General features: G+C 64.4%; 24 protein-coding genes and 1 tRNA gene. 13 read left to right on the forward strand and 12 right to left on the reverse strand.

The annotated features are described in order from the left end of the window. Positions 1 to 5: 5 nt before the first annotated feature. Positions 6 to 554 carry a cysteine hydrolase family protein gene (locus IQ24_RS06535; protein ID WP_145397002.1) on the reverse strand — a complete coding sequence of 183 codons (549 nt, stop codon included), beginning with the start codon at positions 552 to 554 and terminating at the stop codon, positions 6 to 8. A gap of 87 nt (positions 555 to 641) precedes the next feature. Next, entirely contained in the window at positions 642 to 1,955 is a 1,314-nt protein-coding gene (locus IQ24_RS06540) for an NAD(P)/FAD-dependent oxidoreductase (protein WP_145397003.1), read from the reverse strand. A 195-nt stretch (positions 1,956 to 2,150) separates the two neighbouring features. Here IQ24_RS06540 and panE point away from each other — a divergent pair, with 195 nt between their 5' ends. Further along, positions 2,151 to 3,071 carry a 2-dehydropantoate 2-reductase gene (panE, locus tag IQ24_RS06545; RefSeq protein ID WP_145397004.1) on the forward strand — a complete coding sequence of 307 codons (921 nt, stop codon included), beginning with the start codon at positions 2,151 to 2,153 and terminating at the stop codon, positions 3,069 to 3,071. Between the two features lie 172 nt (positions 3,072 to 3,243). After that, positions 3,244 to 4,557, forward strand: a complete 1,314-nt coding sequence (locus IQ24_RS06550; protein WP_145397005.1) for an MFS transporter — start codon at positions 3,244 to 3,246, stop codon at positions 4,555 to 4,557. On the opposite strand, the gene IQ24_RS06555 is transcribed toward IQ24_RS06550, so the two are convergent. Next, positions 4,554 to 5,969, reverse strand: coding sequence for a coniferyl aldehyde dehydrogenase (locus IQ24_RS06555; protein ID WP_242007955.1), 1,416 nt, complete (start codon positions 5,967 to 5,969; stop codon positions 4,554 to 4,556). The two genes, IQ24_RS06550 and IQ24_RS06555, sit on opposite strands and share 4 nt — an antisense overlap. A 189-nt stretch (positions 5,970 to 6,158) precedes the next feature. Here IQ24_RS06555 and IQ24_RS06560 point away from each other — a divergent pair, with 189 nt between their 5' ends. Then, positions 6,159 to 6,767 carry a DUF6778 family protein gene (locus IQ24_RS06560; protein ID WP_145397006.1) on the forward strand — a complete coding sequence of 203 codons (609 nt, stop codon included), beginning with the start codon at positions 6,159 to 6,161 and terminating at the stop codon, positions 6,765 to 6,767. 64 nt (positions 6,768 to 6,831) lie between these two features. Next, the gene (zapE, locus tag IQ24_RS06565; protein WP_145397007.1) at positions 6,832 to 7,944 is read left to right on the forward strand and encodes a cell division protein ZapE; all 1,113 of its coding nucleotides are present in this window, start codon (positions 6,832 to 6,834) and stop codon (positions 7,942 to 7,944) included. A 27-nt stretch (positions 7,945 to 7,971) separates the two neighbouring features. Here the strand turns inward: zapE and IQ24_RS06570 are convergent, their stop codons facing one another. The 3 genes from IQ24_RS06570 to accD form a co-directional block, all read right to left on the reverse strand. After that, a complete protein-coding gene (locus tag IQ24_RS06570; protein WP_145397008.1) occupies positions 7,972 to 8,880 on the reverse strand; it encodes a Hint domain-containing protein in 909 nt (302 codons plus the stop codon). 145 nt (positions 8,881 to 9,025) lie between these two features. Next, positions 9,026 to 10,294 (reverse strand): bifunctional folylpolyglutamate synthase/dihydrofolate synthase, encoded by a 1,269-nt coding sequence (locus IQ24_RS06575; protein ID WP_145397009.1) that lies wholly within the window; start codon positions 10,292 to 10,294, stop codon positions 9,026 to 9,028. A gap of 15 nt (positions 10,295 to 10,309) precedes the next feature. Then, entirely contained in the window at positions 10,310 to 11,269 is a 960-nt protein-coding gene (gene accD / locus IQ24_RS06580; RefSeq protein ID WP_242007957.1) for an acetyl-CoA carboxylase, carboxyltransferase subunit beta, read from the reverse strand. Between the two features lie 88 nt (positions 11,270 to 11,357). Here accD and cls point away from each other — a divergent pair, with 88 nt between their 5' ends. From cls to IQ24_RS06600, 4 genes are all read left to right on the forward strand, one after another. Then, positions 11,358 to 12,785: a cardiolipin synthase gene (gene cls / locus IQ24_RS06585; protein ID WP_145397010.1), complete on the forward strand. Its 1,428-nt coding sequence runs from the start codon at positions 11,358 to 11,360 to the stop codon at positions 12,783 to 12,785. Positions 12,786 to 12,795: 10 nt separating this feature from the next. After that, a complete protein-coding gene (locus tag IQ24_RS06590; protein WP_145397011.1) occupies positions 12,796 to 13,122 on the forward strand; it encodes a 4a-hydroxytetrahydrobiopterin dehydratase in 327 nt (108 codons plus the stop codon). 277 nt (positions 13,123 to 13,399) lie between these two features. Further along, complete coding sequence (locus IQ24_RS06595) at positions 13,400 to 14,185, forward strand: DUF6478 family protein (RefSeq protein ID WP_145397012.1); 786 nt, start codon at positions 13,400 to 13,402, stop codon at positions 14,183 to 14,185. 15 nt (positions 14,186 to 14,200) lie between these two features. Further along, positions 14,201 to 14,584 (forward strand): hypothetical protein, encoded by a 384-nt coding sequence (locus IQ24_RS06600; RefSeq protein WP_145397013.1) that lies wholly within the window; start codon positions 14,201 to 14,203, stop codon positions 14,582 to 14,584. Positions 14,585 to 14,593: 9 nt separating this feature from the next. On the opposite strand, the gene IQ24_RS06605 is transcribed toward IQ24_RS06600, so the two are convergent. Together IQ24_RS06605 and IQ24_RS06610 are read right to left on the reverse strand one after the other, a co-directional pair. Beyond that, positions 14,594 to 15,319 carry a GNAT family N-acetyltransferase gene (locus IQ24_RS06605; RefSeq protein WP_145397014.1) on the reverse strand — a complete coding sequence of 242 codons (726 nt, stop codon included), beginning with the start codon at positions 15,317 to 15,319 and terminating at the stop codon, positions 14,594 to 14,596. Next, positions 15,316 to 16,056 carry a competence/damage-inducible protein A gene (locus IQ24_RS06610; protein ID WP_145397015.1) on the reverse strand — a complete coding sequence of 247 codons (741 nt, stop codon included), beginning with the start codon at positions 16,054 to 16,056 and terminating at the stop codon, positions 15,316 to 15,318. The genes IQ24_RS06605 and IQ24_RS06610 overlap by 4 nt, the downstream gene beginning before the upstream one ends. Positions 16,057 to 16,174: 118 nt before the next feature. Between IQ24_RS06610 and map the strand changes: the two genes are divergently transcribed. Beyond that, positions 16,175 to 16,981 carry a type I methionyl aminopeptidase gene (map, locus tag IQ24_RS06615; RefSeq protein ID WP_145397016.1) on the forward strand — a complete coding sequence of 269 codons (807 nt, stop codon included), beginning with the start codon at positions 16,175 to 16,177 and terminating at the stop codon, positions 16,979 to 16,981. Between the two features lie 20 nt (positions 16,982 to 17,001). Here the strand turns inward: map and IQ24_RS06620 are convergent, their stop codons facing one another. After that, a complete protein-coding gene (locus IQ24_RS06620) occupies positions 17,002 to 17,349 on the reverse strand; it encodes a lysozyme inhibitor LprI family protein (protein WP_145397017.1) in 348 nt (115 codons plus the stop codon). 59 nt (positions 17,350 to 17,408) lie between these two features. Then, complete coding sequence (locus IQ24_RS06625; protein ID WP_145397018.1) at positions 17,409 to 18,428, reverse strand: LacI family DNA-binding transcriptional regulator; 1,020 nt, start codon at positions 18,426 to 18,428, stop codon at positions 17,409 to 17,411. 97 nt (positions 18,429 to 18,525) lie between these two features. On the opposite strand from IQ24_RS06625, the gene IQ24_RS06630 reads away from it, so the two are divergent. Next, positions 18,526 to 18,602, forward strand: a tRNA-Arg gene (locus IQ24_RS06630). Between the two features lie 5 nt (positions 18,603 to 18,607). On the opposite strand, the gene IQ24_RS06635 is transcribed toward IQ24_RS06630, so the two are convergent. Both IQ24_RS06635 and IQ24_RS20580 read right to left on the reverse strand, forming a co-directional pair. Beyond that, positions 18,608 to 19,606, reverse strand: a complete 999-nt coding sequence (locus IQ24_RS06635; RefSeq protein ID WP_242007959.1) for a tyrosine-type recombinase/integrase — start codon at positions 19,604 to 19,606, stop codon at positions 18,608 to 18,610. Continuing rightward, a complete protein-coding gene (locus tag IQ24_RS20580) occupies positions 19,519 to 19,803 on the reverse strand; it encodes a helix-turn-helix domain-containing protein (protein ID WP_145397020.1) in 285 nt (94 codons plus the stop codon). The genes IQ24_RS06635 and IQ24_RS20580 overlap by 88 nt, the downstream gene beginning before the upstream one ends. 59 nt (positions 19,804 to 19,862) lie before the next feature. Here IQ24_RS20580 and IQ24_RS06645 point away from each other — a divergent pair, with 59 nt between their 5' ends. The 3 genes from IQ24_RS06645 (at position 19,863) to istA (ending at position 23,069) form a co-directional block, all read left to right on the forward strand. Beyond that, positions 19,863 to 20,633: an HNH endonuclease signature motif containing protein gene (locus IQ24_RS06645; protein ID WP_158637482.1), complete on the forward strand. Its 771-nt coding sequence runs from the start codon at positions 19,863 to 19,865 to the stop codon at positions 20,631 to 20,633. 20 nt (positions 20,634 to 20,653) lie between these two features. Beyond that, complete coding sequence (locus IQ24_RS20585) at positions 20,654 to 21,010, forward strand: ProQ/FINO family protein (RefSeq protein WP_158637483.1); 357 nt, start codon at positions 20,654 to 20,656, stop codon at positions 21,008 to 21,010. 427 nt (positions 21,011 to 21,437) lie between these two features. Further along, positions 21,438 to 23,069, forward strand: a complete 1,632-nt coding sequence (gene istA / locus IQ24_RS06655; protein ID WP_145397023.1) for an IS21 family transposase — start codon at positions 21,438 to 21,440, stop codon at positions 23,067 to 23,069. The last annotated feature ends 52 nt before the right edge of the window (positions 23,070 to 23,121 follow it).

Genomic DNA, 23,121 nt, shown 5'->3' on the forward strand with positions numbered 1-23,121 from the left:
GGGCCTCAGCCCTTGATGTAATCCTGCGCGTCGATGATCGCGGCATAGGCAAAGCCCAGCGAGGACATCATCGCGGCATGGACCTGTGCTGCCGGAATGGTGATCCCGCCATGCTCCAGATCGCGGGTGGCGCAGGCGTCCTGCACGACGCTGGTCTTGTAACCGAAATCACTGGCCGCGCGGGCGGTGGCGTCGATGCACATATGGCTCATCGCGCCGACGATCACGACTTCCTCGATGCCAGCGCCGTCCAGACGCGACTTCAGGTCGGTGTTGAGGAAGGGGTTCGGGTGGTTCTTGACCACGACCGTCTCGCCCGGCTGGGGGGCGACGATGGGGTTGATCTCTGCCCCTTCGGTATCGGCGATGAAGAAGGGGGCCGAGGGATCGGGGAAGATGTGCTGGACATGGATCACGCTGTCGCCCTTGCTGCGGGCGGCGTCGATCACGTCGCGGGCGTTCTCGGCCGCCTGCTGGATCTTGTCGAGGGTGTATTTGCCCCCCGGGAAATAGTCGTTCTGGATATCGACGACGATGATGGCGCGATTGCTCATGGTGGTTCACCTCCGATTGGTTGGCGCAAGCCTACCCAGAGGGTCCGGGCCGAAACAATGGTCCTTTCGGCCAAGACGCGGGCGGGCCTAGCGCTTGTTGCTGTAGACGTCCCGCTGGGTGATCAGCCGCGCGCTGTTGCGGCCGGTGACATAGGACCAGAGCCAGCTGAGCGCGACAGCAAGGCGGCTGCGCGTGCCGATCAAGAAATAGATATGCGCGATCCCCCACAGCCACCACGCCAGCGGCCCTTTCAGCTTCACCCGCCCGAAATCGGCGACGGCGGCGCGCTTGCCGACGGTCGCGAGGTTCCCGGCATGACGATAGAGGAAAGCGGGCGGGGGCGTCTTGCCGTCCAGCCGCGCCTTGATGACCTTGGCCACGAACGCGCCCTGCTGCTTGGCGGCGGGGGCAAGGCCCGGCACCTGCTGGCCATTGGCCTGCTTCACGCTGGCGGTGTCGCCGATGACATAGATGTCTGGGTGCCCCGGCACGCTCAGATCCGGGTTGACCAGCACACGCCCGGCGCGGTCGGCGGGCACATGCAGCCATTGCGCCGCAGGCGAGGCGGTGACGCCTGCCGCCCAGATGGTGGTGCGGGCGGGGATCTGCTCGGTGCCGACCGCCACCCCCTGATCCGACACGTCAGAGACCGAGGTGCCGGTCATCACCGTCACCCCCAGCTTGGTCAGCGCCGTCTGGACATAGTCCGACATGTCGGGCGGGAAGGCGGGCAGGACGCGCGGCCCGGCCTCGACCAGGATCACCCTGGCCTGATGGGTGTCGATATGGCGGAACTCCTTGGGCAGGATCTCTTGCGCCAGTTCGGCGATGATCCCGGCCAGCTCGACGCCGGTGGGGCCTGCGCCGACCACGACGAAGGTCAGAAGCGCCGCACGCTCGGCCGGGTCGGTCGAAAGCTCGGCCTGTTCGAAGGCGGACAGCACGCGGCGGCGGATGGTGGTCGCGTCCTCCAGCGATTTCAGGCCCGGCGCGGCGGCCTCCCATTCGTCATGGCCGAAGTAGGAATGGCGCGCGCCGGTCGCCAGCGCCAGCAGGTCGTAATGCAGGGGGGCGGCGTTCTTCAGATCGACCCGGCGTGCGACGGTGTCGATGCCGGTGACCTGCGCCAGCAGCGTCGTCACGTCGCGGCGGTTCTTGAACAGGTGACGGATCGGCCAGGCCACGTCCGAGGTCGGCAGGATCGTCGTCGCCACCTGATATAGCAGCGGCTGGAACAGGTGGTGATTGCGCTGGTCGACGATCGTGATGCGCAGGTTCGGGTCCTTCAGCGCCTTCGCCAGCGAAAGCCCGGCAAAGCCTGCCCCCACGATGACCAGATGTTTCGGGGTTTGCTGCGATGTGCCATGGGCCGTGGCAGGGGCGGTTTGCGCGTCATCCATCAGAGAGCCTCCTTGACCTGATGTCAGGGTTCCCCGCTGGCGGCCCGGAAGGAAAGCAAAAAATCGCGCCAATACGCAGGAAGCATGACGAGTGCCCGGGGGTGCGGGCTGCGTCATCCGTTTTGCCCACTGTTGCAGGGGACGCGAATAATGTCGTTTATCTGGGCCGCAGGGACTCGGGAAAAGGAGACGGCCATGAAACTTCTTGTTGTCGGAGCAGGATCGACCGGAGGTTATTTCGGCGGACGTCTGGCCGAGGCAGGCCGCGACGTCACCTTCCTTGTCCGCCCGAAACGGGCCGAGCAGTTGCGCGCGAACGGGCTGCAGATCGTCAGTCCGATGGGCGATGTCACGCTGACCCCGCAGCTGGTGCAGGCGGGGCAGATCGCCGCGCCCTATGACGCGATCCTGCTGACGGTCAAAGGCTATGCGCTGGAGGCGAGCCTTGACGATTTCGCCCCCGCCCTGGGGCCGGATACCGTCATCGTGCCGATCCTGAACGGCATGCGCCATGTCGACCGGCTGCGCGAGCGCTTCGGCGCGCAGGCGGTGGCGGGTGGGCTGTGCAAATGCTCGACCACGCTGGATGAGGCGGGCCGGATCATTCACCTCAACAAGATCCAGCAGATCTCTTATGGAGAGCTGGACGGCCAGCCCTCACCGCGCATGGCCGAGCTTGATGCCCTGATGCAGGGTGTGGGGTTCGAGGCGCGGCTTTCGAATGACATCGCGCGCGAGATGTGGGGGAAGTGGTTCTTCCTTGCCTCGCTGGCGGCGATCACCTGCCTGATGCGCGGCAGCGTGGGGCAGGTCGCGGCGACCGAATACGGGGCCGAGGTCGCCCGCCAGATTGTCGATGAGGTGCTGGCGATCACCTCGGCGGTGGGCATCGCGCCCAGCCCCAAGGCGGTGGCGGCGGCCAAGGATCAGCTGACCGAGGCGGGCTCGCCGCTGGCAGCGTCGATGTTCCGCGATCTTCAGGCCGGGCTGCCGGTCGAGGCCGACGAGATTCTGGGCGATCTGGTCGCGCGCGGGAAGGCGGCGGGCGTGGCCGCGCCCCTGCTGGCGGCGGCGCATGCGAATCTGGCGATCTATGCGGCGGCGCGCCCGTCCTGAGCGGGTGAATTTTTCGGCATAACGCATTCAAAGGACTGGATCCGATGGGCCTGCGCGACAGTTGTGTCACGTAGGCCGTCAATCGGCGGGCGCGCATGAATGAGTGGTGGACATGCAGCGGCAAGGCCGCAAATCATGCGCGCATGATCGCAGCCACGCGATGGAGGCAGGCATGAACGTGACAATCGACGAAGCTCTGGATCAGGGCGGGGCGGGCCGGTTCCAGCGCAAGCTGCTGGGGATATTCGGCCTTGTCTGGGCGGCGGATGCGATGCAGGTCATCGCCATCGGCTTTGCCGCGCCCTCGCTGGCAGCGACCTTCGGGCTGAGCGTGCCGCAGGCGCTGCAGGCGGGGACGCTGTTCTTTCTGGGCATGTTCATCGGCGCCTCTCTGTTTGGCCGGATCGCGGACCGGGTCGGGCGGCGCAATGTGCTGCTGCTGACGGTGACCTGCGACGCGATTTTCGGCCTCTGGTCGGTTTTCGCCAATGATTTCACCCTGCTACTGGGCCTGCGCCTGCTGACCGGCATGGCCGTGGGCGGCACGCTGCCCGTCGATTACGCCATGATGGCCGAGTTCCTGCCCGCGCGAAATCGCGGCCGCTGGCTGGTCTGGCTGGAGGGTTTCTGGGCCATCGGCACCATCATCATCGCACTGACCGTCTGGATCGCGACCTCGATGGGCTCGCTGGAGCCCTGGCGCTGGATCTTCCTGATCGCCGCGCTTCCGGCGATGATCGGCATCGGGCTGCGCTTCTGGGTGCCGGAATCGCCCATGTATCTGCTTCGCAAGGGCCGCGAGGCCGAGGCGCGGGACGTGGTGAACCGCATCCTCACGGTGAATGGCGCGCGCCCGCTGGCCGAGGATGTCCGGCTGGTCCTGCCCGCCGTCTCGCAGCCCAAGGGCGGCATCATGGGCGAGGATCTGCGCCGCCGCACCATCTCGATCCTGGCGGTGTGGTTTCTGGTCTCGCTGTCCTATTACGGCGTCTTCGTCTGGCTGCCCTCGGAACTGGTCAAGAACGGCTTCGGCTTTGTGCGCGGCTATGGCTTCCTCGTGCTTCTGGCGCTGGCGCAGGTGCCGGGCTATGCGCTGGCCGCGCATGGGGTCGAGCGGTGGGGCCGCAAGCCCACGCTGATCCTGTTCCTGATCCTCAGCGCCGGGGGATGCCTGCTGTTTACGTTGGCCCCCAGCGACATCGTGGTCGCCTTCTCGCTGCTTCTGATGAGCTTCGCGCTGCTGGGCACATGGGGCGCGCTTTACGCCTATACGCCCGAGCTTTACCCGACCAGCCTGCGCGGCACGGGCATGGGGGCTGCGGGCGCGGTGGCGCGTCTGGGCGGGCTGCTTGCGCCCTCGCTGATGGGCTATGTCGTGGCGCAGGGCTTCGGCGTCGCCATCGGTGTCTTCGCGGCGTTTCTGGTGATGGGCGCCATCGCCGCCCTGATGATCGAGACCGAGACGCGCAACGCCACCATCGCCTAGAAGCGCATCATCCAGCCGATGAGCGTACGAAACCGGGCGCGATAGGGCGGGGCCAGCAGCCCCGCCGCATTCCCCCGCGCCTGTGCCATCACCGGCATCAGATGCGATAGCCGGTCAAACCCCGCCTGCCCGTGATAGGCCCCCATGCCGCTGGCGCCGACCCCGCCAAAGGGCAGCGCGCCCGAGGCGACATGCAGCAGCGTGTCATTGACCGTCACGCCCCCTGCCACGACCGAGCTTAGCAGCAGGTCCCGCGTCTCGGCGCTGTCGGTGAAGGGATAGAAGGCCAGCGGGCGCGGGCGTTCCTGAATGTGGCGGACTGCGTCGCGCAACCGGTCATAGGCGATCAGCGGCAGGATCGGGCCAAAGATCTCGGCCTCGGCCAGCGGCCCTTGCGCTTCGGTGACGATCATCGGCGGCATCAGACGGCGCGCGGCATCGGGGCGGGCCTCGCTCAGCGGATGCAGGACTGCGCCTGTCGCCTGCGCCGCCGCCAGCCCCTCGGCCAGTCGCTGATACTGCCGGTCATTGATGATGTGGCTGTAGTCGGGGTTCGCATCCAGTTTCGGGTAATGCTTCGCCACCCAGTCGCGCGCGAGCGAGATGAACTGCGCCTCGGTCCCGCGCGGCAGCAGCACATAATCCGGCGCGACGCAGGTCTGCCCGGCGTTCAGCAGCTTGCCGGTCATGATCCGCGCGACCGCATGGTCCAGCCGCGCATCGGGCGCCAGCAGAGCCGGGCTTTTCCCGCCCAGCTCCAGCGTCACCGGCAACAGATTGTCGGCCGCCGCCCGCATGACATGCCGCCCGGTCTGGGTCGATCCGGTGAACAGCAGATGATCGAAGGGCAGGGCGCAGAACTCGGCCGCCGTCTGCGGACCACCGGTGATGACCGTCAGCACCTCCGGAGCAAACTGCTTTGCGGCGGCCTCGGCAAAGCATTCGGCGAAGGCGGGCGCATGTTCCGAGAGTTTCAGCATCGCCCGATTGCCCGCCACGAAGGCCGAGGCCAGCGGGGCCACCGACAAATACAGCGGATAGTTCCAGGGCGCGACGATGCCGACGATACCCAGCGGCTGCGGCTGCAGCCACGACCGCGCGGGGCGAAACCACAGCGGCGTGCCGACCCTGCGGCGGCGCATCCAGCCCTTGCCGTGCTTCAAGGCGTGGCGGATGCTTTGCAGCGACGGGAAGACCTCGGCCAGGTCGGTCTCGGCCTGCGGTCTTTGGCCGAAGTCCTGCGCGATCGCCTGCCCGAATCGGCGGCGGTTTGCCGTGACCAGCGCCTGAAGCGCCCGCAACCTTTCCGCGCGAAGGCTCCAGCCGGGACAATTCTCGCGTTGTGCCGCCTGTTGCAGCAGCTCGAATCTTGCGCGCAGATCCGCCGAACGGGCGGGATCGTTCAGGTCCATCGCAACCACCGTCAGAAAATTGTTGCACGAGGTTTGACAAGTCAGGAATCTGTTTAGATATCGGCGGTAAGCTTGTCATTTCAAATCAGTTCACCGTTTTTCCCGAAATGTTCACGTCACTCCTGCGACCGTCCCGGGCGGGCTGCACGCCCGCGACCGGCGCAGGACGAGTTTCAAGGATGCTCCGAGATGCTGAAACCAGCCCTCATGACGCTTGCCCTGGTGCTGGGCACTGCCGCCTGCGCCCCCACCCAGTGGGAGACCTCTTATGACCAGCTGAGCCCGGCCGAGACGCGCAACTGGCGCGTGGCCGAGGTGGATGTGAACGTCCCCGAGACGCTGACCACCAGCGAGGAAAACTCCTACGTGCCGAATTTCGACATCGTCTGGCACGGCGATCCCGCAGGCGACCGGCGCGAACAGGCGGCCAGCATCCTGCGCGAGGGGATCACCCGGGGCGCCCAGGGCCTGCGCGGGCGCGAGCGGGTGCGCATCGTCGCCACGCTGGTGCAGTTCCATGGCATCACGCCCATCGTGCGGCAGAACCTGCAATCCTCGGGCGTGCACAACATCCAGTATCAGATCCAGGTCTTCGACCTGCGGACGGGCCAGCCCCTGACCGAAAGCCAGCTGATCAAGGCCGATCTTCCCGCCCTGGTCGGGCGGGCCGGGGATGAGGCTGACGCGCAGGGGCTGACCCAGCATGTGCAGGTGGTGAACCATATCGCGGCGGTCACGCAGAACTGGCTGGGCAACGGGGGCGACCCGCGTACGACCTTCAGCCGACGGGGACGCTGAACAAAGCGCTGCTAGGATGGTCCGGCCCTTGCGGGCCGGTCTATTCTTTGGCAGGGGGACAGTCATGGTGACTGTATCCGAACTTTATGACGCGGGGCTGAAAACGGGCGAGATTCGCCCCGACCCGGCGCAGCAGGCGGTCCTTCCGGCGCTGGACGCGCTGGTCGCGGCCTTGCCCGACCTTGCCCCCCCGCCGCGTGAGGGTGGGGGCTGGCTCTCGCGGCTGACCGGCGGGCGCAAGGCTGCGCCTGTGGCGGACGGGCCGAAGGGGCTTTACCTCTGGGGCGGGGTCGGTCGCGGCAAGTCGATGCTGATGGACCTGATCATGGAGGCCGCGCCGATTGCCGAAAAGCGCCGCGTCCATTTCCACGAATTCATGCAGGAAATTCAGATCGCGCTGAACGAATCGCGCAAATCCGGGCAGGCCGATACGCTGCGCCCGGTGGCGATGGAGGTCGCGCGCAAGGTCCGGCTGTTCTGTTTCGATGAGATGCAGATCACCGACATTGCCGATGCGATGATCGTGGGGCGGCTGTTCCAGATCCTGTTCGATCAGGGCGTGGTCGTCGTCACCACCTCGAACCGGGTGCCCGAGGATCTGTACAAGAACGGGCTCAACCGCCAGCTTTTCCTGCCCTTCATCGGTCTGATCCGCGAGCGGATGGATGTCATCGAGCTTGACAGCCCGCAGGACCACCGGCAGGGCCGGGCCGAGGGCGGGCAGATCTGGTTCACGCCCGCCGACAACGCCGCGCATGCCGCGCTGGACGCCATCTGGGCCGAGGAAACCGGCGGGGCCAGCGCCAGCCCGCTGGAGCTGAGCGTCATGGGGCGGCGCGTCACCATTCCGCAGCATGTCGGGCGGATCGGACGGGCCAGCTTCTGGGATCTGTGCGGGCAGGCGCGCGGGCCTGCGGATTACCTTGAGGTCGCGAAGGCGCTGGACGTGATCTTCATCGACGCGATCCCGCGTCTGAGCATGTCGAACTATAACGAGGCGCGGCGCTTCGTGACTCTGGTCGATGCGCTATACGAGGCGAAGGTGCGCCTTTACGCCAGCGCCGCAGATGAGCCGGAACGGCTTTATGCCGAGGGTGAGGGCGCGTTCGAGTTTGAGCGCACCGCCAGCCGCCTGCGCGAGATGCGCGATGCCGGTTGGGGCCGCACCGATCCGTGACGCGGCCCTGACAAGGCGGGTGCCGGTTCAGGCGCTGGCGGTCTGGCCCAGTGCCGCAAGCTCGCGATGCGTTGCGAAGGGACGCGCCGGGACCATCGGATTCTGCCCTTGCAGCAGCGCCGGGAAGACCTTGGTCAGCGCGATCCGTTGCAGGGCCGAAAGGCCGTGCAGCGCCATCTCTCCGGTATAGAAAGACTCGGCCGGGGCACCCTCGGCGCTGACGATTTCATGCGTCGCGAAGGCGATATGGACCAACTCGAACTCGGTCAGGTCGCGAGCCACGCTGACGCCCGGATAACCGGCCATGATCAACTGCCGCGCGGCGACCAGATATTCCTGCCCGTCCGCGCCCTTCACCAGCAGCCGGTGTTGCGCCGAGACCAGCAGGTCGCGGTTCGGCAGGCCGTCGCCAAGCGCGCCCGCCTCGATGCGGACGGCGCGGCGGTTGGGGGCCCGGTCAAGGTCCTTCGAGGTGATGAGGCTGCTGTCGGTCCAGACCAGCACCTGCGGACCGTGGTCGCGCGTCAGCACCACATCACCCGCGCGCAGTGTCTCGACCGGAACGTCGCCGTTCGGCGTGGCGATCAGCGTGCCTGCGAGGAAGCAGATGTTCAGCGCATCGACCGAGGGTTCGTATTTCGATTTGCTGAGGTCCTGCAAAAGCGTGCGCAGGTTGTCATTCCGGGAATAGGCGACAGGCGTGTAAAGCGTGCCGTTCATCACGTCGCCGGTCGGGCCTTTGAACAGCGCGGGCGGTGAGGTGTTCCCTGCCACGTGACCCTGCGCCGTGCCGCCGACATATTGCAGCCATTCTGTGCGGTTGATCGCGCCATTGCCGTCGACGTCGTTGATCTGAAGCTCGACAACGCGCGAATCGCCAGTGGCAATGCCGTTTACGACAACAGTTTCATAAAGGGTAATGGTTATGAGGGGCATCGTTACATCCTACTCGTACACAGTTTTTACTCTGGAAAGCCGAAACATGGCTTGATCCGAGTCAGTAGGACCGATTCCCTTAACGGTCAAAAGAATTTTAATAAAGTTGGCCGGAGATTGCGCCGCCGCAATCTCCGGTTGTGATTCAGCCGTTTTCGCGCAGAATCCGTCCGGCCAGATAGAGCGAGCCGCAGATCAGGATGCGCGCGCCGGGATGTTCGGCGGCGATGCGGGTGACGGCCGCCAGCGTGTCATCGGCGACCGAGGTCGCAATGCCCGCCTTGGCGGCAATCGCTGCGGTTTCCGCGGCGGGCAGAGTGTTCGGCTCACCCGGGATCTCGACCGCGACCAGACCGGCGGCATGGGCGGCCAGAGGCTGCATATAGCCCAGCACATCCTTGGTGTTCAGCATGCCGCAGACCAGCCAGGTCGGGCGCGGCGGCAGGGCGGCGAGGGTGGCGGCGACCGCCTCTCCTCCGGCGGGGTTGTGGCCACCGTCCAGCCACAGCTCGCAGCCCGCGGCGGCGTCGATCAGCGGGCCGCGCGTCAGGCGCTGCATGCGGGCGGGCCATTCGACCTCCAGCAGCGCGGCGCGAGCCTCGGCGCGGCCAAAGCCCAGCTCGCGCAGCGCGGCGATGGCGGTGCCCGCATTGCCGATCTGATGGGGTCCCGGCAGCACGGGCAGGGGCAGGTCCATCAGCCCGCGTTCGTCCTGATAGATCAGCGCATCGCCTTCGCGGTAAGCGTCCCAATCCTGCCGCGCGATGCGCAGGGGGGCGCCCAGCGGCTCGGCCTTTGCCTCGATCACGGCACGCACCTCGGGCGGCTGGACCGAGACGATACAGGGCACGCCCTGCTTGATGATCCCAGCCTTTTCCCCGGCAATCGCTTCGATCGTGTCGCCCAGATATTGCGTGTGATCGACCGAGATCGGGGTAATCACGGTCAGGCGCGGCGCGGGAACGACGTTCGTTGCGTCCAGGCGTCCGCCCAGCCCGACCTCCAGCAGCGTGTAATCCGCAGGCGTGCGCGAGAAGGCGAGGAAAGCCGCCGCCGTGGTGATTTCGAAGAAGGTGATCGGCTGGCCGTCATTGGCAGCCTCGCATTCCTCCAGCGCGGCGGCCAGTTCCTCTTCCGAGATCAGCTCGCCCGCAAGGCGGATGCGTTCGTGGAAATAGGCCAGATGCGGCGAGGTATAGGCGTGGACCTTCAGGTCCGCCGCCTCAAGCCCGGCGCGGATCATCGCCTGGGTCGAGCCCTTGCCATTGGTTCCCGCCACATGGATCACGGGCGGGATGCGCAGTTGCGGATCGCCAAGCGCCGAAAGGATGCGGTGCATCCGGTCCAGCGACAAGTCGATGACCTTGGGGTGCAGCGACATCAGCCGCTGGAGAATGATATCTGAAGCGGACATGATGCGGGGCTGACCTTATTTTGCCTTGGCGGGTTCCGGCTGGGGTGGGGCGGGCTGGGCGTGCTCATGCTCGCCCGGATGGGGCATGATGCTGCCCGGCGAGGGCAGATCGGCCATGACCGCAGGCGGCAGGCCGGTCAGCATCCGCAGGATGGTGATCAGCTCGGTGCGCATGTCGCGGCGATGGGTGACGCGGTCCAGCATCCCGTGCTCGAGCAGGTATTCCGAGCGCTGGAAGCCCTCGGGCAGCTTTTCGCGGATGGTCTGCTGGATGACGCGGGGGCCTGCGAAACAGATCAGCGCGTTCGGCTCGGCGATCTGGACATCGCCCAGCATCGCGTAGGAGGCCGTCACGCCGCCGGTGGTCGGATGGGTCAGCACGACCACATAGGGCAGACCGGCTTCCTTCAGCATCTGGACTGCGACGGTGGCGCGCGGCATCTGCATCAGCGACAGGATACCCTCTTGCATGCGCGCGCCGCCTGCTGCCGAGAACAGCACCAGCGGCCGCTTCAGCTTCACCGCACGTTCGGCGGCCGCGATGATCGCATTGCCGACATACATGCCCATAGAGCCTGCCATGAACGAGAAGTCCTGCGCCGCCGCGACGATGGGCGTGCGGCCCATTTCGCCTTCGGCCACCAGCATCGCCTCTTTTTCGCCGGTCGCGCGCTGCGCGGCCTTCATACGCTCGGGGTATTTCTTCTGATCGCGAAAGCCCAGCGGGTCAACGATGGGCTCGGGCACCTTCACCTCGACAAAGACGCCGCCGTCAAACAGCGCGGCGAACCGCGCCCGGGGCGACATTGCCAGATGGTGGTCGCAGTTCGAGCAGACGTTCAGATTGTCCGCCAGCTCGCGGTGAAACAGCATCGTGCCGCATTCCGGGCACTTGGTCCAAAGGTTCTCGGGCACTTCGCGGCGCGAGAACAGCGAATTGATGCGCGGACGGACGTAGTTGGTAATCCAGTTCATCAGAGGGCCTTTTCGCTGCGGTCAGGGCGTGAGATAGGCCGATAATCGCGGAATTGCAATTCCGACTGGGCCGGGCTTTGATGTCGGCATGTGGACGCAGGCCTTTGTCATTCTTCATTACGTCATCGCGCTGCTTCTGGCGATCCGCGTGCTGCTGCGGCCCCGGCTTGAGCCTGCGGTCCGGCTGTCCTGGATCCTCATCATCGAACTGGTGCCGCTGGTCGGCATCCTTGCCTATATCCTGTTTGGCGAAATCCGGATGCGTGGGGCGGAGGTCCAGCGCATGGCCGACGTTCGCGAGGAGCTGACCGACCTCTGGCAGCAAAGCCCCGAGACCGTCCGCCACCCGCCCGATTTTGCCGCGCCCGTCGTTGCCTCGAACCTGGCCGTCGGGGGCTTTCACGCGGTGGCCGGGAACCGGGTGACGCTGCTTTCCGAGGAAGATGAGGCGATTGCCGAACTGGTCCGCGCCATCGATGCGGCCCGCGAACATGTGCATATCATGTTCTATATCTGGCTCGACGATCCCTCGGGCCGCAGCGTGGCCGATGCGGTGATCCGCGCCGCCGGGCGTGGCGTCAAGGTGCGGGCGATCATCGACGCCCTGGGTTCGCGCGCCTTTTCCCGCTCGGCCAGCTGGGCGGGGATGCGGGCGGCGGGCGTCGAATGCGTCGAGGCTTTCCCGCTGGGCCTGCCGCTGATCGGCCTTCTGTTCCAGCGCATGGACCTGCGCAACCACCGCAAGGTCGTGGTGATCGACAACGTGCAGGGCTTCACCGGCAGCCGCAACTGCTCGGACAAGGCCTTTGCGGTGAAGCCGCGCTTTGCCCCCTGGGTCGATGTCTTCCTGCGGGTCGAGGGGCCGGTGCTGCGCCAGATGCAGGCCGTCTTTCTGCAGGACTGGATGAGCTATACGGGCGAAAACCTTGGCGACATGCTGCAGATGGTCGGGCCCGTCAGCGCGCCCGGAGAGGTCGCGCAGGTTGTGGCCACGGGCCCTGACCGGCGGCAGGGCTCGATTTCGGATTGCATGGTGACGATGATCCATGCGGCCCGCGAAAAGCTGACCATCACCACGCCCTATTACGTCCCCGACGGCGCGCTGGATGCCGCGATCCGCACCGCCGCCCGGCGCGGGGTCGAGGTCACCATGATCGTCCCCGAACGCAACGATTCGATTGTCGTCGGCGCGACCAGCGAGGGCTTCTTCTATGGGCTCACTTCGGCCGGTGTGCGCCTGATGCTGTTCCAGCCGGGGCTGATTCATGCCAAGATCATCACCGTGGACGGTCGCATGGCGATGATCGGCAGCGCAAATATGGACAGGCGCAGTTTCGAACTGAACTATGAGATGAACCTGCTGGTCTATGGCGGCGAGGTGACGCAGGCGCTGGACGAACGCCAGCAAAGTTATCTGGAACGCGCCCGCCCGCTGACGCGTGAGGAAATCATGGGCTGGTCGCTGTTGCGCCGCCTGCGGACCAATCTTCTGGCGCTGGCCGCGCCCATCCTGTGATCGGAGCATCATGGCAACGAACCCATCCGAACAAGACATCGTGCAAGGCGCTCCGGCGCTGACGCAGACCGAACTTTCCGCCGCGCTGGAAGGCGTGCCCGGCTGGGAGCTTTCGCCGGATGGCAAGGCGATCTCGCGCGGCTGGAAGGTCAAGAATTTCGCCCGCGCCGCGCAGCTTGCGAACCTTGTGGTCTGGCTGGCCGAAAACGCCAATCACCACCCGGATCTGCAATTCGGCTGGGGCTATGTGACGGTCACTTTCACCACCCATTCGGCGGGCGGGGTCACGATGAATGACGTCATCATGGCCGCGCGCCTTGATGCGCTGACCGCCTGACACGCAGACAGGGCAGGTGGCCCGCTAGTGCGGATCGGCAACCCGCGCGACTTCCCTTGACCGGAGGGCTTGCCGAGTGTCATGCCTCGCCCTATCCATTCAGTCTCGAGGGGAGCTGCTGCCCGTGACCAGATGCCGAAACGACATGTCATCGCAGTCCCGCCGGTCATTCGTTTACAGATTTTTGATGGTGTCCGGCCGGGGCATCGGCCAGAGTTTCCATCCTTCCGCTGCGGTTTGCAGCCTATGATTAACTAGACTGAACAGGGTTTCCGACATGGCGTTCCGTCCAGAACGATGGTTCGAACGACGCACCCGCGAAGGGGCAAGCCGGCAATGGGCCGTGCTGGCGGAGGATCTCGAAGAGATGCGCCCGACCACGCTGCGCACCCTGCAGGGCGAGGCGCAGGAGCTGCGGACGCGGCTGGACCGGTTCCTCATGCGCTCGGACCGTCGCGCGGCGCGCTCGCGGGCGGCGCTGGATCTGGTGCGGCTGCCCGGTGGCACCGACTGGCGCTGGCGGCCGGACCTGCTGGCGGGGCCGATCTCGCCGCGCGGGATTGCCTCGCCCAACAGCGGCACGCGGCTGAGTGATGCGGCGGCGGTCTGGCATGATTGCGGCGAACGCGCGCTGATGCTGCAGCAGCTGCCGAACCCGCGCGCGACGGACCTTTCGCCCTATGTGCTGCTGCTGGAGGTCTTTGGCTTCACCGGCAGCTTTCTGTCGCTGGCGATCGACCTGCCGATTGACGCGCTGGACGGGCTGACGGCCAGCCATGTGATCCGCATGGAAACGACCGTGATGATCGAGCGTCCGATGCGCGTCTTTGCGCGCCTGAACATCGGTCACGGCCCCAACACCGAAGAGATCACGCTGGAGCTGGACCAGATGCGCCCTGGCTTCCCCTCGGAACAGGTGCTGGAGTTCGATCTGGCCGATACCGAGATGAACGAAAAGCGCCTTGAGAAGATCTGGCTGGACCTGATCTTCGAAGGGCCTGCGATGAATGCGGCGCAGATCCGCGAATTGTTCCTGTCGCGCCACCTGCGGGCCGAGTTCTAGGGCGAGGAGAGAGACATGGCTGAATTCGAATCGCTGGAACTGAACGGCGGCACCTGGCACGGCATCCTGCGCAGCGACACGCCTCCGGGGCGGCTGATCCTTGTGCATTTCGGCGACCGCGTGGCCGAGGCGCAGCTTTCGCCCATCGATAAGACCAGCTGGCGGGTGGCGGTCGGCATCCCCTCGGACCGGCTGTCGGATGGCGTGCAAAGCTTCCTGCTGCTGGAGGATGACGGCAAGGATGTCGACCCACCGCAGCCCGGCGCGCTGCATCTGGCCAGCCTGACGCTGGCTGCGGGCGAGGCGCTGGAATACGACCTGCTGAATGAGCTGACGCTTCTGCGCAGCGAGGTCGACCTGCTCAAGAAGGAATTGCGCAGGCTGGCCTCTCGGGACTGACGGGGTGCGTCAGCCCCGGCGCTTCTGCCAATAGGCGTAATCGCCGCTGGGCTGGAAGCCCATGCGTTCATAAAGCGCGATGGCCCCGGTATTGGGGCGGCTGACGGCCAACGCCAACCGGGACGCACCCTGAGCCTGCGCCCATTCGGCAGCGGCGCGGATCATCCACCCGGCCAGACCCATGCGGCGGAACTGCGGCAGCACCTCGATGGCGTGGATCATTGCCACCGGGCCATCCGCCGCAACGAAGGCGGCCCCTGCGGCGCGGTCGGTCAGGCGACCCAGAACCGAGCTGCGGGGCAGGGTGACGCGGTCCATCACCGCTTGCCGCGCCTCTCCGATATTGCCGGCGGCCCAGATGTCGCGCTGGATCGCCAGCGGCTGCCAGACGGTGAAGGCCGTCAGCCGGGGGATCGCCTCAACGGTCAGCGCGGTGCAGTCGACCTCCATGATGGCGGTCGGGTTGAAGGTCTCGTAGCCGCGCTGCGTCAGTGCCTGCTGCAGGGCGGTGTCGTTTGCGGCGACGCGAAACAGCGGCTCTTGCCCCCAGTCCTGCTGGATGGCCTCGGCGTTTGCCAGATCCTCGGCGCTCCAGCCCGTGCCGGTCGCATGGGCCGAGCTGACGCGGCCACCGCCGCCCATGCCACGCCCGACGCTGAGGCCGCCCGCCTCGGCGGTCTCCGCCGGGGGCCAGGTGCTTTCAAAGGCGCGGGCCAGCGCGCTGTCGGGGGTCACAGGCCCAGCCTTTCGCGTAGGGCGTTCATCGCCGCGTTGACCTCATTGCCGTCAAGCCCCCGGATCACCAGCGAGGTGCCGTATTGATCGCCGCGCTTGAAGGGATAGGAGCCCAGCGACAGCTGCGGAAATGCCGCCGCGACCTCGCGCAAGCCGCTGGCCACGTCGGATTCCGGGCGCAGCACCTCCAAGGCCTGGCTGACCTCGGGGCGTCCGCGCTTCAGTTCGGGCTGCAACGCCTCGACCATCGAGCGGAAGACCTCGGGCACGCCTGCCATCACATGCGTGTTGCCGATGCTGAAGCCCGGCGCGGCTGAAACGGCATTCTTGATCAGCCGCGCACCAATGGGGATGCGGGCCATGCGCAGGCGGTTTTCGGTGATCTCGACGCCCACGGCCTCCCAGCGTTCGGTCATCACGCGGCGGGCTTCGTCATTGATCTCGATCCCGGTGCCGAAGGCGTCGGCGACGGCATCGGCGGTGATGTCGTCATGCGTCGGCCCTATCCCGCCCGAGGTGAACAGCATGTCCCACGCCCCGCCCAGCGATTTGTCGAGCGCGCGGATCGCCGCGACGATCTGGTCATGATCATCGGCCACGATGCGCACCTCGCGCAGGTCGATGCCGATGCTGTTGAGGACCTGCGACAGGTAATGCGCATTGCCTTCGCGGGTGCGGCCCGAAAGGATCTCGTCCCCGATGACCAGAATGGCGGCGGTCGGGTTGTCGGATTGCATCTTGGCGTCCCCCTGCGGTCAACTGTCCGTCACCCGAAAAGGTATAGGTCTGTCTGCAGGGCTGGAACAAGAGGCCGTCGAGGTCTATCTGTGTCTTGGATTGGACGAAGAGGCTGTGATGAACGACGTTAGAACCACCCGCGAAGGTATCCGCATTCATAGCCCGGCGGATTTCGCCGGCATGCGTGCCGCAGGTCAGGTCGCGGCGCAGCTTCTGGATGAGGTCGGTCCCCTGGTGAAGCCCGGCGCCACCACCGGAGAGCTGGACCGCTATATCGACGACCGCATCAAGGAACTCGGCGTGGTCAGCGCGACCATCGGCTATCGCGGCTATCAGCACGCCTCCTGCATCAGCGTGAACCATGTGGTCTGCCACGGCATCCCGGGTGACAAGCTGCTGGTCGAGGGCGATATCCTGAACATCGACATCACCGTCATCGTTGACGGCTGGTTTGGTGACAGCTCGCGCATGTATGTGGCGGGCAAGGCCAGCGTGAAATCGCGCCGTCTGATCCAGGTGACCCATGACAGCCTGATGAAATCGCTGGAAGTGGTCCGCCCCGGCGCGACCTTCGGCGACATCGGCTGGGCGATCCAGTCCTATGTCGAAAGCCAGCGCATGTCGGTCGTGCGCGATTTCTGCGGCCACGGTCTGGGCCAGACCTTCCACGCCCCGCCGAACGTGCTGCATTTCGGCCGCCCCGGCAAAGGCCCGGTTCTGGAAGAGGGCATGTTCTTCACCATCGAGCCGATGGTGAACCTCGGCCGCCCCGAGACCAAGGTTCTGGCCGATGAATGGACCGCCGTGACCCGCGACAAATCGCTTTCCGCGCAGTTCGAGCATTCGATCGGCGTGACCGCCGACGGCTGCGAGATCTTCACGCTGTCCCCCGGCGGGCTGTTCTTTCCCGACATGACCGCCTGAGGCCAGCCGTCACCCAGCCGTCACAGCGGACGGTTGATCGACTGATACGCCTGCTCCAACTGCTTCTGTCTGCGGTCATAGGCGTCGCGGATGCAGTCCACGTCGGCCTCGCAGGCGGTGCGCTCGGCCAGCCATTTCGTCTGGTCGTCACGCATGCTGTCGCGCCCGCCCATCGCCAGAAGCCCGGTCAGCAGGTCGAAGGTGGTCACCATCCGCACATCGGCGTCGTTCAGCGCGCGATCGTCGCAGATGGCCTGCTCATCCGGTGCCAACTCCTCTTTGTCGCAATCGAAACTGGCCGCATGCCCGGCCAGCGTCGAAGCCAGCACCAGCGCGGCGGCGAGGGGTGCGGAATGTGCGAAAGCCATGGTTCCTCCGTTCACTGTTGCGGGGAGGGAACGCGGCAGGTCGGCCTTGGGTTGCGCGATCAGCCCTGCCGGATCGTGTCGCCGGGGATGAAGGTCGGGGCCAGCGCAATGATGCCGTCCTCCGGGCGCGGCTCTTTTCCGGCGACGATGCGCGCGGCGCGGCGGCCAATGTCGATGCGGCGCGCATCGGTCGTCGCCAGCCGCAGCGGCAGACCGGCCAGCAGGTCAACGCCGTTGAACCCCGCCAGCCCCAGCTTGCCGGGGATGTCGAAACCCTTCTCGATGCACCAGAGCAGCCCGCCCGCGCCGATCATGTCATTCGAGAAATAGAGGAAATCCAGATCGGGCTCGCGCGTCAGGATACGCTCGGTCAGCTCGCGCCCCTTGGGCAGGGAGGAGCCGCCCTGATAATATTCGCGTGCCTGCAGCGTGATCCCCGCCTCGGCCAGCCGCTCCTCAAAGCCGGTCAGGCGTTTGCGGGCACGATGGTCCTCGGGCATGTGCGTGCCGATGAAGCCGATGCGGCGATAGCCCGCCGCAAGGATATGCTCGGCCATTTCAGCGCCCGCGCGGCGGTGCGAGATGCCGACTGCCGTATCAATCGCCTCGCCGTCGACATCCATGATCTCGACCACCGGAATGCCCGCATTGTCCAGCATGGCACGGGCAGCCTTGCTATGCTCAAGCCCCGCCAGAATCACGCCCGAGGGACGCCAGGACAGCATGTCGTACAGCACCTGATCCTCGCGCGAGGGCGAGTAATTCGTCACCCCGATCACCGGCTGCAACCCGGTGTCGTCAAGCTCGGCCGAGATGCCGCCCAGCACATCGGGAAAGACCATGTTCGAGAGCGACGGGATCACGACCGAGACCAGATTGACTTGCTGGCTGGCGAGCCCCCCCGCGATCTTGTTCGGGACATAGCCCAGCGCGCGCGCGGCGGTCAGCACCTTCTCGCGCGTCGCGGCCGAGACATCGCCGCGATTGCGCAGAACCCTGCTGACGGTCATTTCAGAGACGCCCGAGGCCTCGGAGACATCGCGTAATGTCAACGGGCGGCGGGGGCGATTTGGGGTCATGGCTTTTTCCGGGGAGGTGCTTTCACTACCGTTACCGCATGACATTCGGCTGAGCAACCTTGCCATCGTCCAGTGCGCGAGGCAAAAGAAGTCTGGCGGTCCCGTGGCTCAACTGGATAGAGCAGCCCCCTCCTAAGGGGCAGGTTGCAGGTTCGAATCCTGCCGGGGTCACCATAATATCAGTCACTTAAGCCTCCATTAGGGGTTTTCACTTTGGGCCGCTGAACCGATTCGAGCCGTCCGAACTCCAGCGCGTCAGCAGCTTTTCGGAGGTGGCCGGGCGAGAATCGGGCGTAGGTGGATCGGGTCACGTTGGGATTCGAGTGCCCGAGATACTGTGCGACTTCTTCCATGGGCACGCCCGCCTCGGCCATGAACCGCCCTGCAGTGCGGCGCAGATCGTGCGGTGTGCAGTGACCGATTCCCGCGCGCTTCACTGCAGCATTGAATCCGGTCTTGATCGATGTGACCCGGTCGCCGCCCCATTCGATGACATAGCGGGACAGGGCGACGGATCTGGCTGTCTGCAAGGCGGCCATCAACGTGTCGTTGATCGGTACGGTGGCGCGACCCTTTCTCGGGCCGATATCGCTCTTGGACAGCTTGATGATGCGGTTCTCCATATCGACGCGATCCCAGGTCAGCTCAAACAGCGCGCCGGAACGCCCAGCGGTGGTCAGCATGAGCAACATCGCCAGCTTGATATGGTGATTGACGGCGGCTTTCAGAAGGGCGGAAACCTCTGATCCGGAAAGATATCTCTCGCGCGGTGCGGGTGTCGGAGGAAGTTCAATCCGTGGCAGGCTGGCGATCAGACGGGACTTGTACGCCCACGACAGCGCCGTACGCAGGCAGCCCATTTCCGTACGGATCGTGGCGTCCTTGCGGCCCTGCTCTCGACGGCGGGCGATGTACCTCCGGCAATCCGCGACCGCAACATGCTCAGCCGCAAGATGGCCAAACACCGGCAGCACATTGCGGCCTGTCTGCTTAAGCTTCGCCTCCTGCCGACGCCCCGCAACCTCGGCCTGATACGCTGACCAGACCTGAGCGACGGACATGCCAGCCTCCGGGGCTTCGATCTTGAGGATTACGTCGCGGGCTTCACGCTCTGCCTCTTTGGCCGTGTGTGCCGCAAGGCGATAACGGCGGCGCTTGCCGTCGTCGTCGTTCCACATGACGACGAATCGTCCTTTGAGAGTTCCGACCCGATAGTCCCGCATTCGTAAGCCTCCACGGTTTCTGCCCTGATCCTCCAGCCATTCCCGCCGACGCGGAAGGCTGGCAATTTACCGTCCCGGATCATGGCGCGGACGGTTTCTGCGCTGCATTCCCAATGAGCTGCCAGACTATCCGGTGTCCATGGCTTCGTCATTCATCCCTCTCCTGAAAAGCGCCCCGATGACCTCTCAGCCACCGGGGCCAGCCTTGCGCATGTCCTTGATGATCGGCTTGCCGTCACACATGGCGGAGCGGTCATTTTCTCCATCGCTCCCCCTGACGCCAGCGAACTTCCGAGCGAAACGGATCACTGTCACGCCATTCATCCGCGAACTGCCGAAAGATGCTATCGGCGGCTCGACCGATGACGAACTTGGCGACAAGCTCCTCACGCTGCGGTGGAAGGGCTTCGAAGTTCAGACCGATATTCCGACCGAGAAGGGCAATCGGGAAAGACTTCGAGGTTTTCTGCGGCACCGAGGGGAATTGAACAATGATCTCCTTTCAGTCGCCGAGATCGGTGACGTTGTTCTGTTTGAGCAGCTCGGAACGCATGATTTTCTGCTTCATATCGAGAAGCCGGATGGCACCCGTATCTTGGGTGCTTCAACTTCCGACGAGCGGGAAGAGCGCGAGCGGAAATGGGTGCAGCGCGCAGCCCGCCCCGATCAACGGAAGTTTCGGCAAGGCATCATAGATCGCGATGGTCTCAAATGCGCCATCTCGGGCTGCGGTATCCCTGAGGTCCTGGATGCCGCCCACCTGCACGGCCATGCCGACAACGGCTCCAGCGACCCAAGCAACGGGATCATCCTTCGCAAAGACCTGCATAACCTGTTCGACGCCGATCTGCTTCACCTCGGTCTAGATGGAAAAGTTACGCTTGATGCGCGCGTGACCGATCCGGACTACACGCGGTACGAGGGAATGGTCCTTTCAAGTACAGCGGACCTCCAAAACCTTCAGAATCGGTCAGCGGCATGATCTGACCGCTCACCCTGCGTTTGCCGACTTACTTCCTGCAAGAGGCTTTGGTTCCCGCAAGAATCGGCCTGCGCGGCGAGCTGATGGAACGCTATGAGGGCCTTGGGAGACACATCTTCCGGAAAAAGTTGCGGATCGCTTTGAGCAGGTATTTTCGTTCGTTCCAGTATCAGCAGTCGATCATTCAGGGTGTGACACGATTTGACCTTAATCTACAGCCGGTGGGGCTGGTGACAGCCTGTGACCGACGTTGGGCCATGAAGCATTTGAGTAGAATGAAGAAATCGCAGCTGGCGACAAAGCTCAAAGGTTTCGACGATCCGGGATCGAAGTTTGTGAAATTCGACAATCTTACAAGATCGCGAACGATCTTGTAATATCGTTTTTAAACAATAAGTTGACTCGCCGCCTCCGACGTGCCGACATTGCTCGAGGAGCGGTATCGATATGCCAGACTACGACGAGATCAAGCGCAAACTAAAGGCCTCCGGTTCTTCTCTGCGGGCCATCTCCCGAGAATTGGGCGTATCACACACGATCGTCGTTCATGTAGCCAAAGGCGAGCGCACATCCGCCCGTGTCGCTTGTGCTTTGCTTAAGCATCTTTCACCGATGGAGACACGGGAGGGTCCAAAATGACGGATTGAAAGTAAAAAGGCGCCGTGTGGCTGACACGCGCGCCTCTTTGTCATTCCTACGGATTGTATCCCCGTGGGGCAAATTTCCATCAAGGAAGGGGCCGCGTCAAGGCTTACACCCTGAGTTTCTTTCGGGGAGAGCGGCGCGCTGTCTTGGAGGATAGAAATGGACCTGTTTCACATTGCGCGCATCATGCTCGACAGCGGCCTCAGCATCCAAGAAGCCGCCCGAGCGGCGAATCTGCATCGCGCCACAGCCGCTAAGTATCGTGTACGGTTAACATCATCAGGGCTCGACGCCGAGAAGCTCGATCAACTATCCAAGAAAAAACTTTACGATGTCATGGTCCGGTCAGAATTTGTCTCGACGCGTCGAAAGGTGGAACCGGACTGGACGTCACTCGCCGCTCGCCTGTCCGAGCCCGAGATATACGCTACTGATCTTTATAACGAATATTCCGCAACAGAAAGCTCTCCGCTTTCATACGCTACCTTCCGACGGCGTATCAGCGCCGAACTGAAGCAACGCGGCCCGATTATGCGCATTCCTCGTGTTCCAGGGGAGGAGGGGTTCGTTGATTTCGCGGGGAAACCACCCTTCATCGTCGATCCAGACACAGGTAAGAAAGTCAAAGTCGAGTTGTTCGTCGCAACGCTAGGACACAGTCGCTTGACCTTCGTATGTGCCGTAAAAGACCAAACGACCTCAAGCTGGCTCCGTGCCCACGTTGACATGTTCAGGTACTGGGGCGGTGTGCCCAAGTATATAGTCCCTGACAACCTCAAGGCTGGGGTAACCCTTCCGCGTGGCAACAGGAAGGGCTTCAAGCCGAACTCTTCTTACGCCAGCCTGAGCGACCATTACCATTTTCTGATTCTGCCTGCGCGGCCAAGAAAACCGACGGACAAGGGCAGCGTCGAGGCTGGTGTAAAGCTGGCTAAGCGCTGGATCGTCCTGCCTCTACGCAGCCAAGTTTATACCTCACTGGGAGAACTCAACGCGGCCATTCGCCCCCTTCTCGAGCGTCTGAATAATCGCCCCATGAGAGGGATGGGCGGACGCTCACGGCGGCAGATCTTTGAGGCAGAAGAAAAATCCAAACTTCGCCGCCTGTCGAATCAAGTTCGCGGCCAGCTTCAGAACGTCAGCTATCAGTTCCAAGACGTTGTGGTGCAGATCTCCGGTGGCACCAGCGCGTTTCAGGCGCTTGGTCAACAGATGCCGCAGTTGCTCGGCGGCTTCGGGGCCTTCGGCGCGGCTTTGGGCTTGGTTTCGGCCATCGCGATCCCGCTGGCTGGACGTTTCTTAGATGTGGGCGACGCGGCCAAAGACCTAAAGGACAATGTCGAAGCGCTCGAGAAAGCCGTCCGCGCATATAATTCGGCGCAGGAGGATGCCAGCGCGAGTGCGGCAGACCGAATGCAGCGTTTCGGGTCGGCGATGGCGCAAAGCCAGGCGCTTCTGGATAGGATATCTCGGCTCCAATTCATTGAGGCCGTTTCTGCCGTCGACAGCACCATTGAGAGCCTGTCCGGTAATTTCTCTGAGATTCAAGGCTTCCTGAATGTTCTGGATTCGGAATTGCAGCAATTCGGGATGATTTCTCCGGGCACTCACGGAACTAAAGGTTGTGGTTCAAGAGGTCGACAGAGAATCCTGATGAAAGCGTCGGAAAGGCGGAGAGCGGTCGTTGGCAAGTCGGCTTGGAAACCCCGGCGAAATGCCGAACCGGACGTTTGGCCAACGCATCGAAACGACCTGATCATCCATGGCCGTTTGGTCATTCCGAGCCCTTAAGAGACATCTGGGCAAACCGCAGCGAAGCAGGCCTCCTCGCTCTCGCAGCAAA

Origin of the sequence: Paracoccus sulfuroxidans (genome assembly GCF_007830335.1) — a bacterium.
GTDB lineage: Bacteria > Pseudomonadota > Alphaproteobacteria > Rhodobacterales > Rhodobacteraceae > Paracoccus > Paracoccus sulfuroxidans.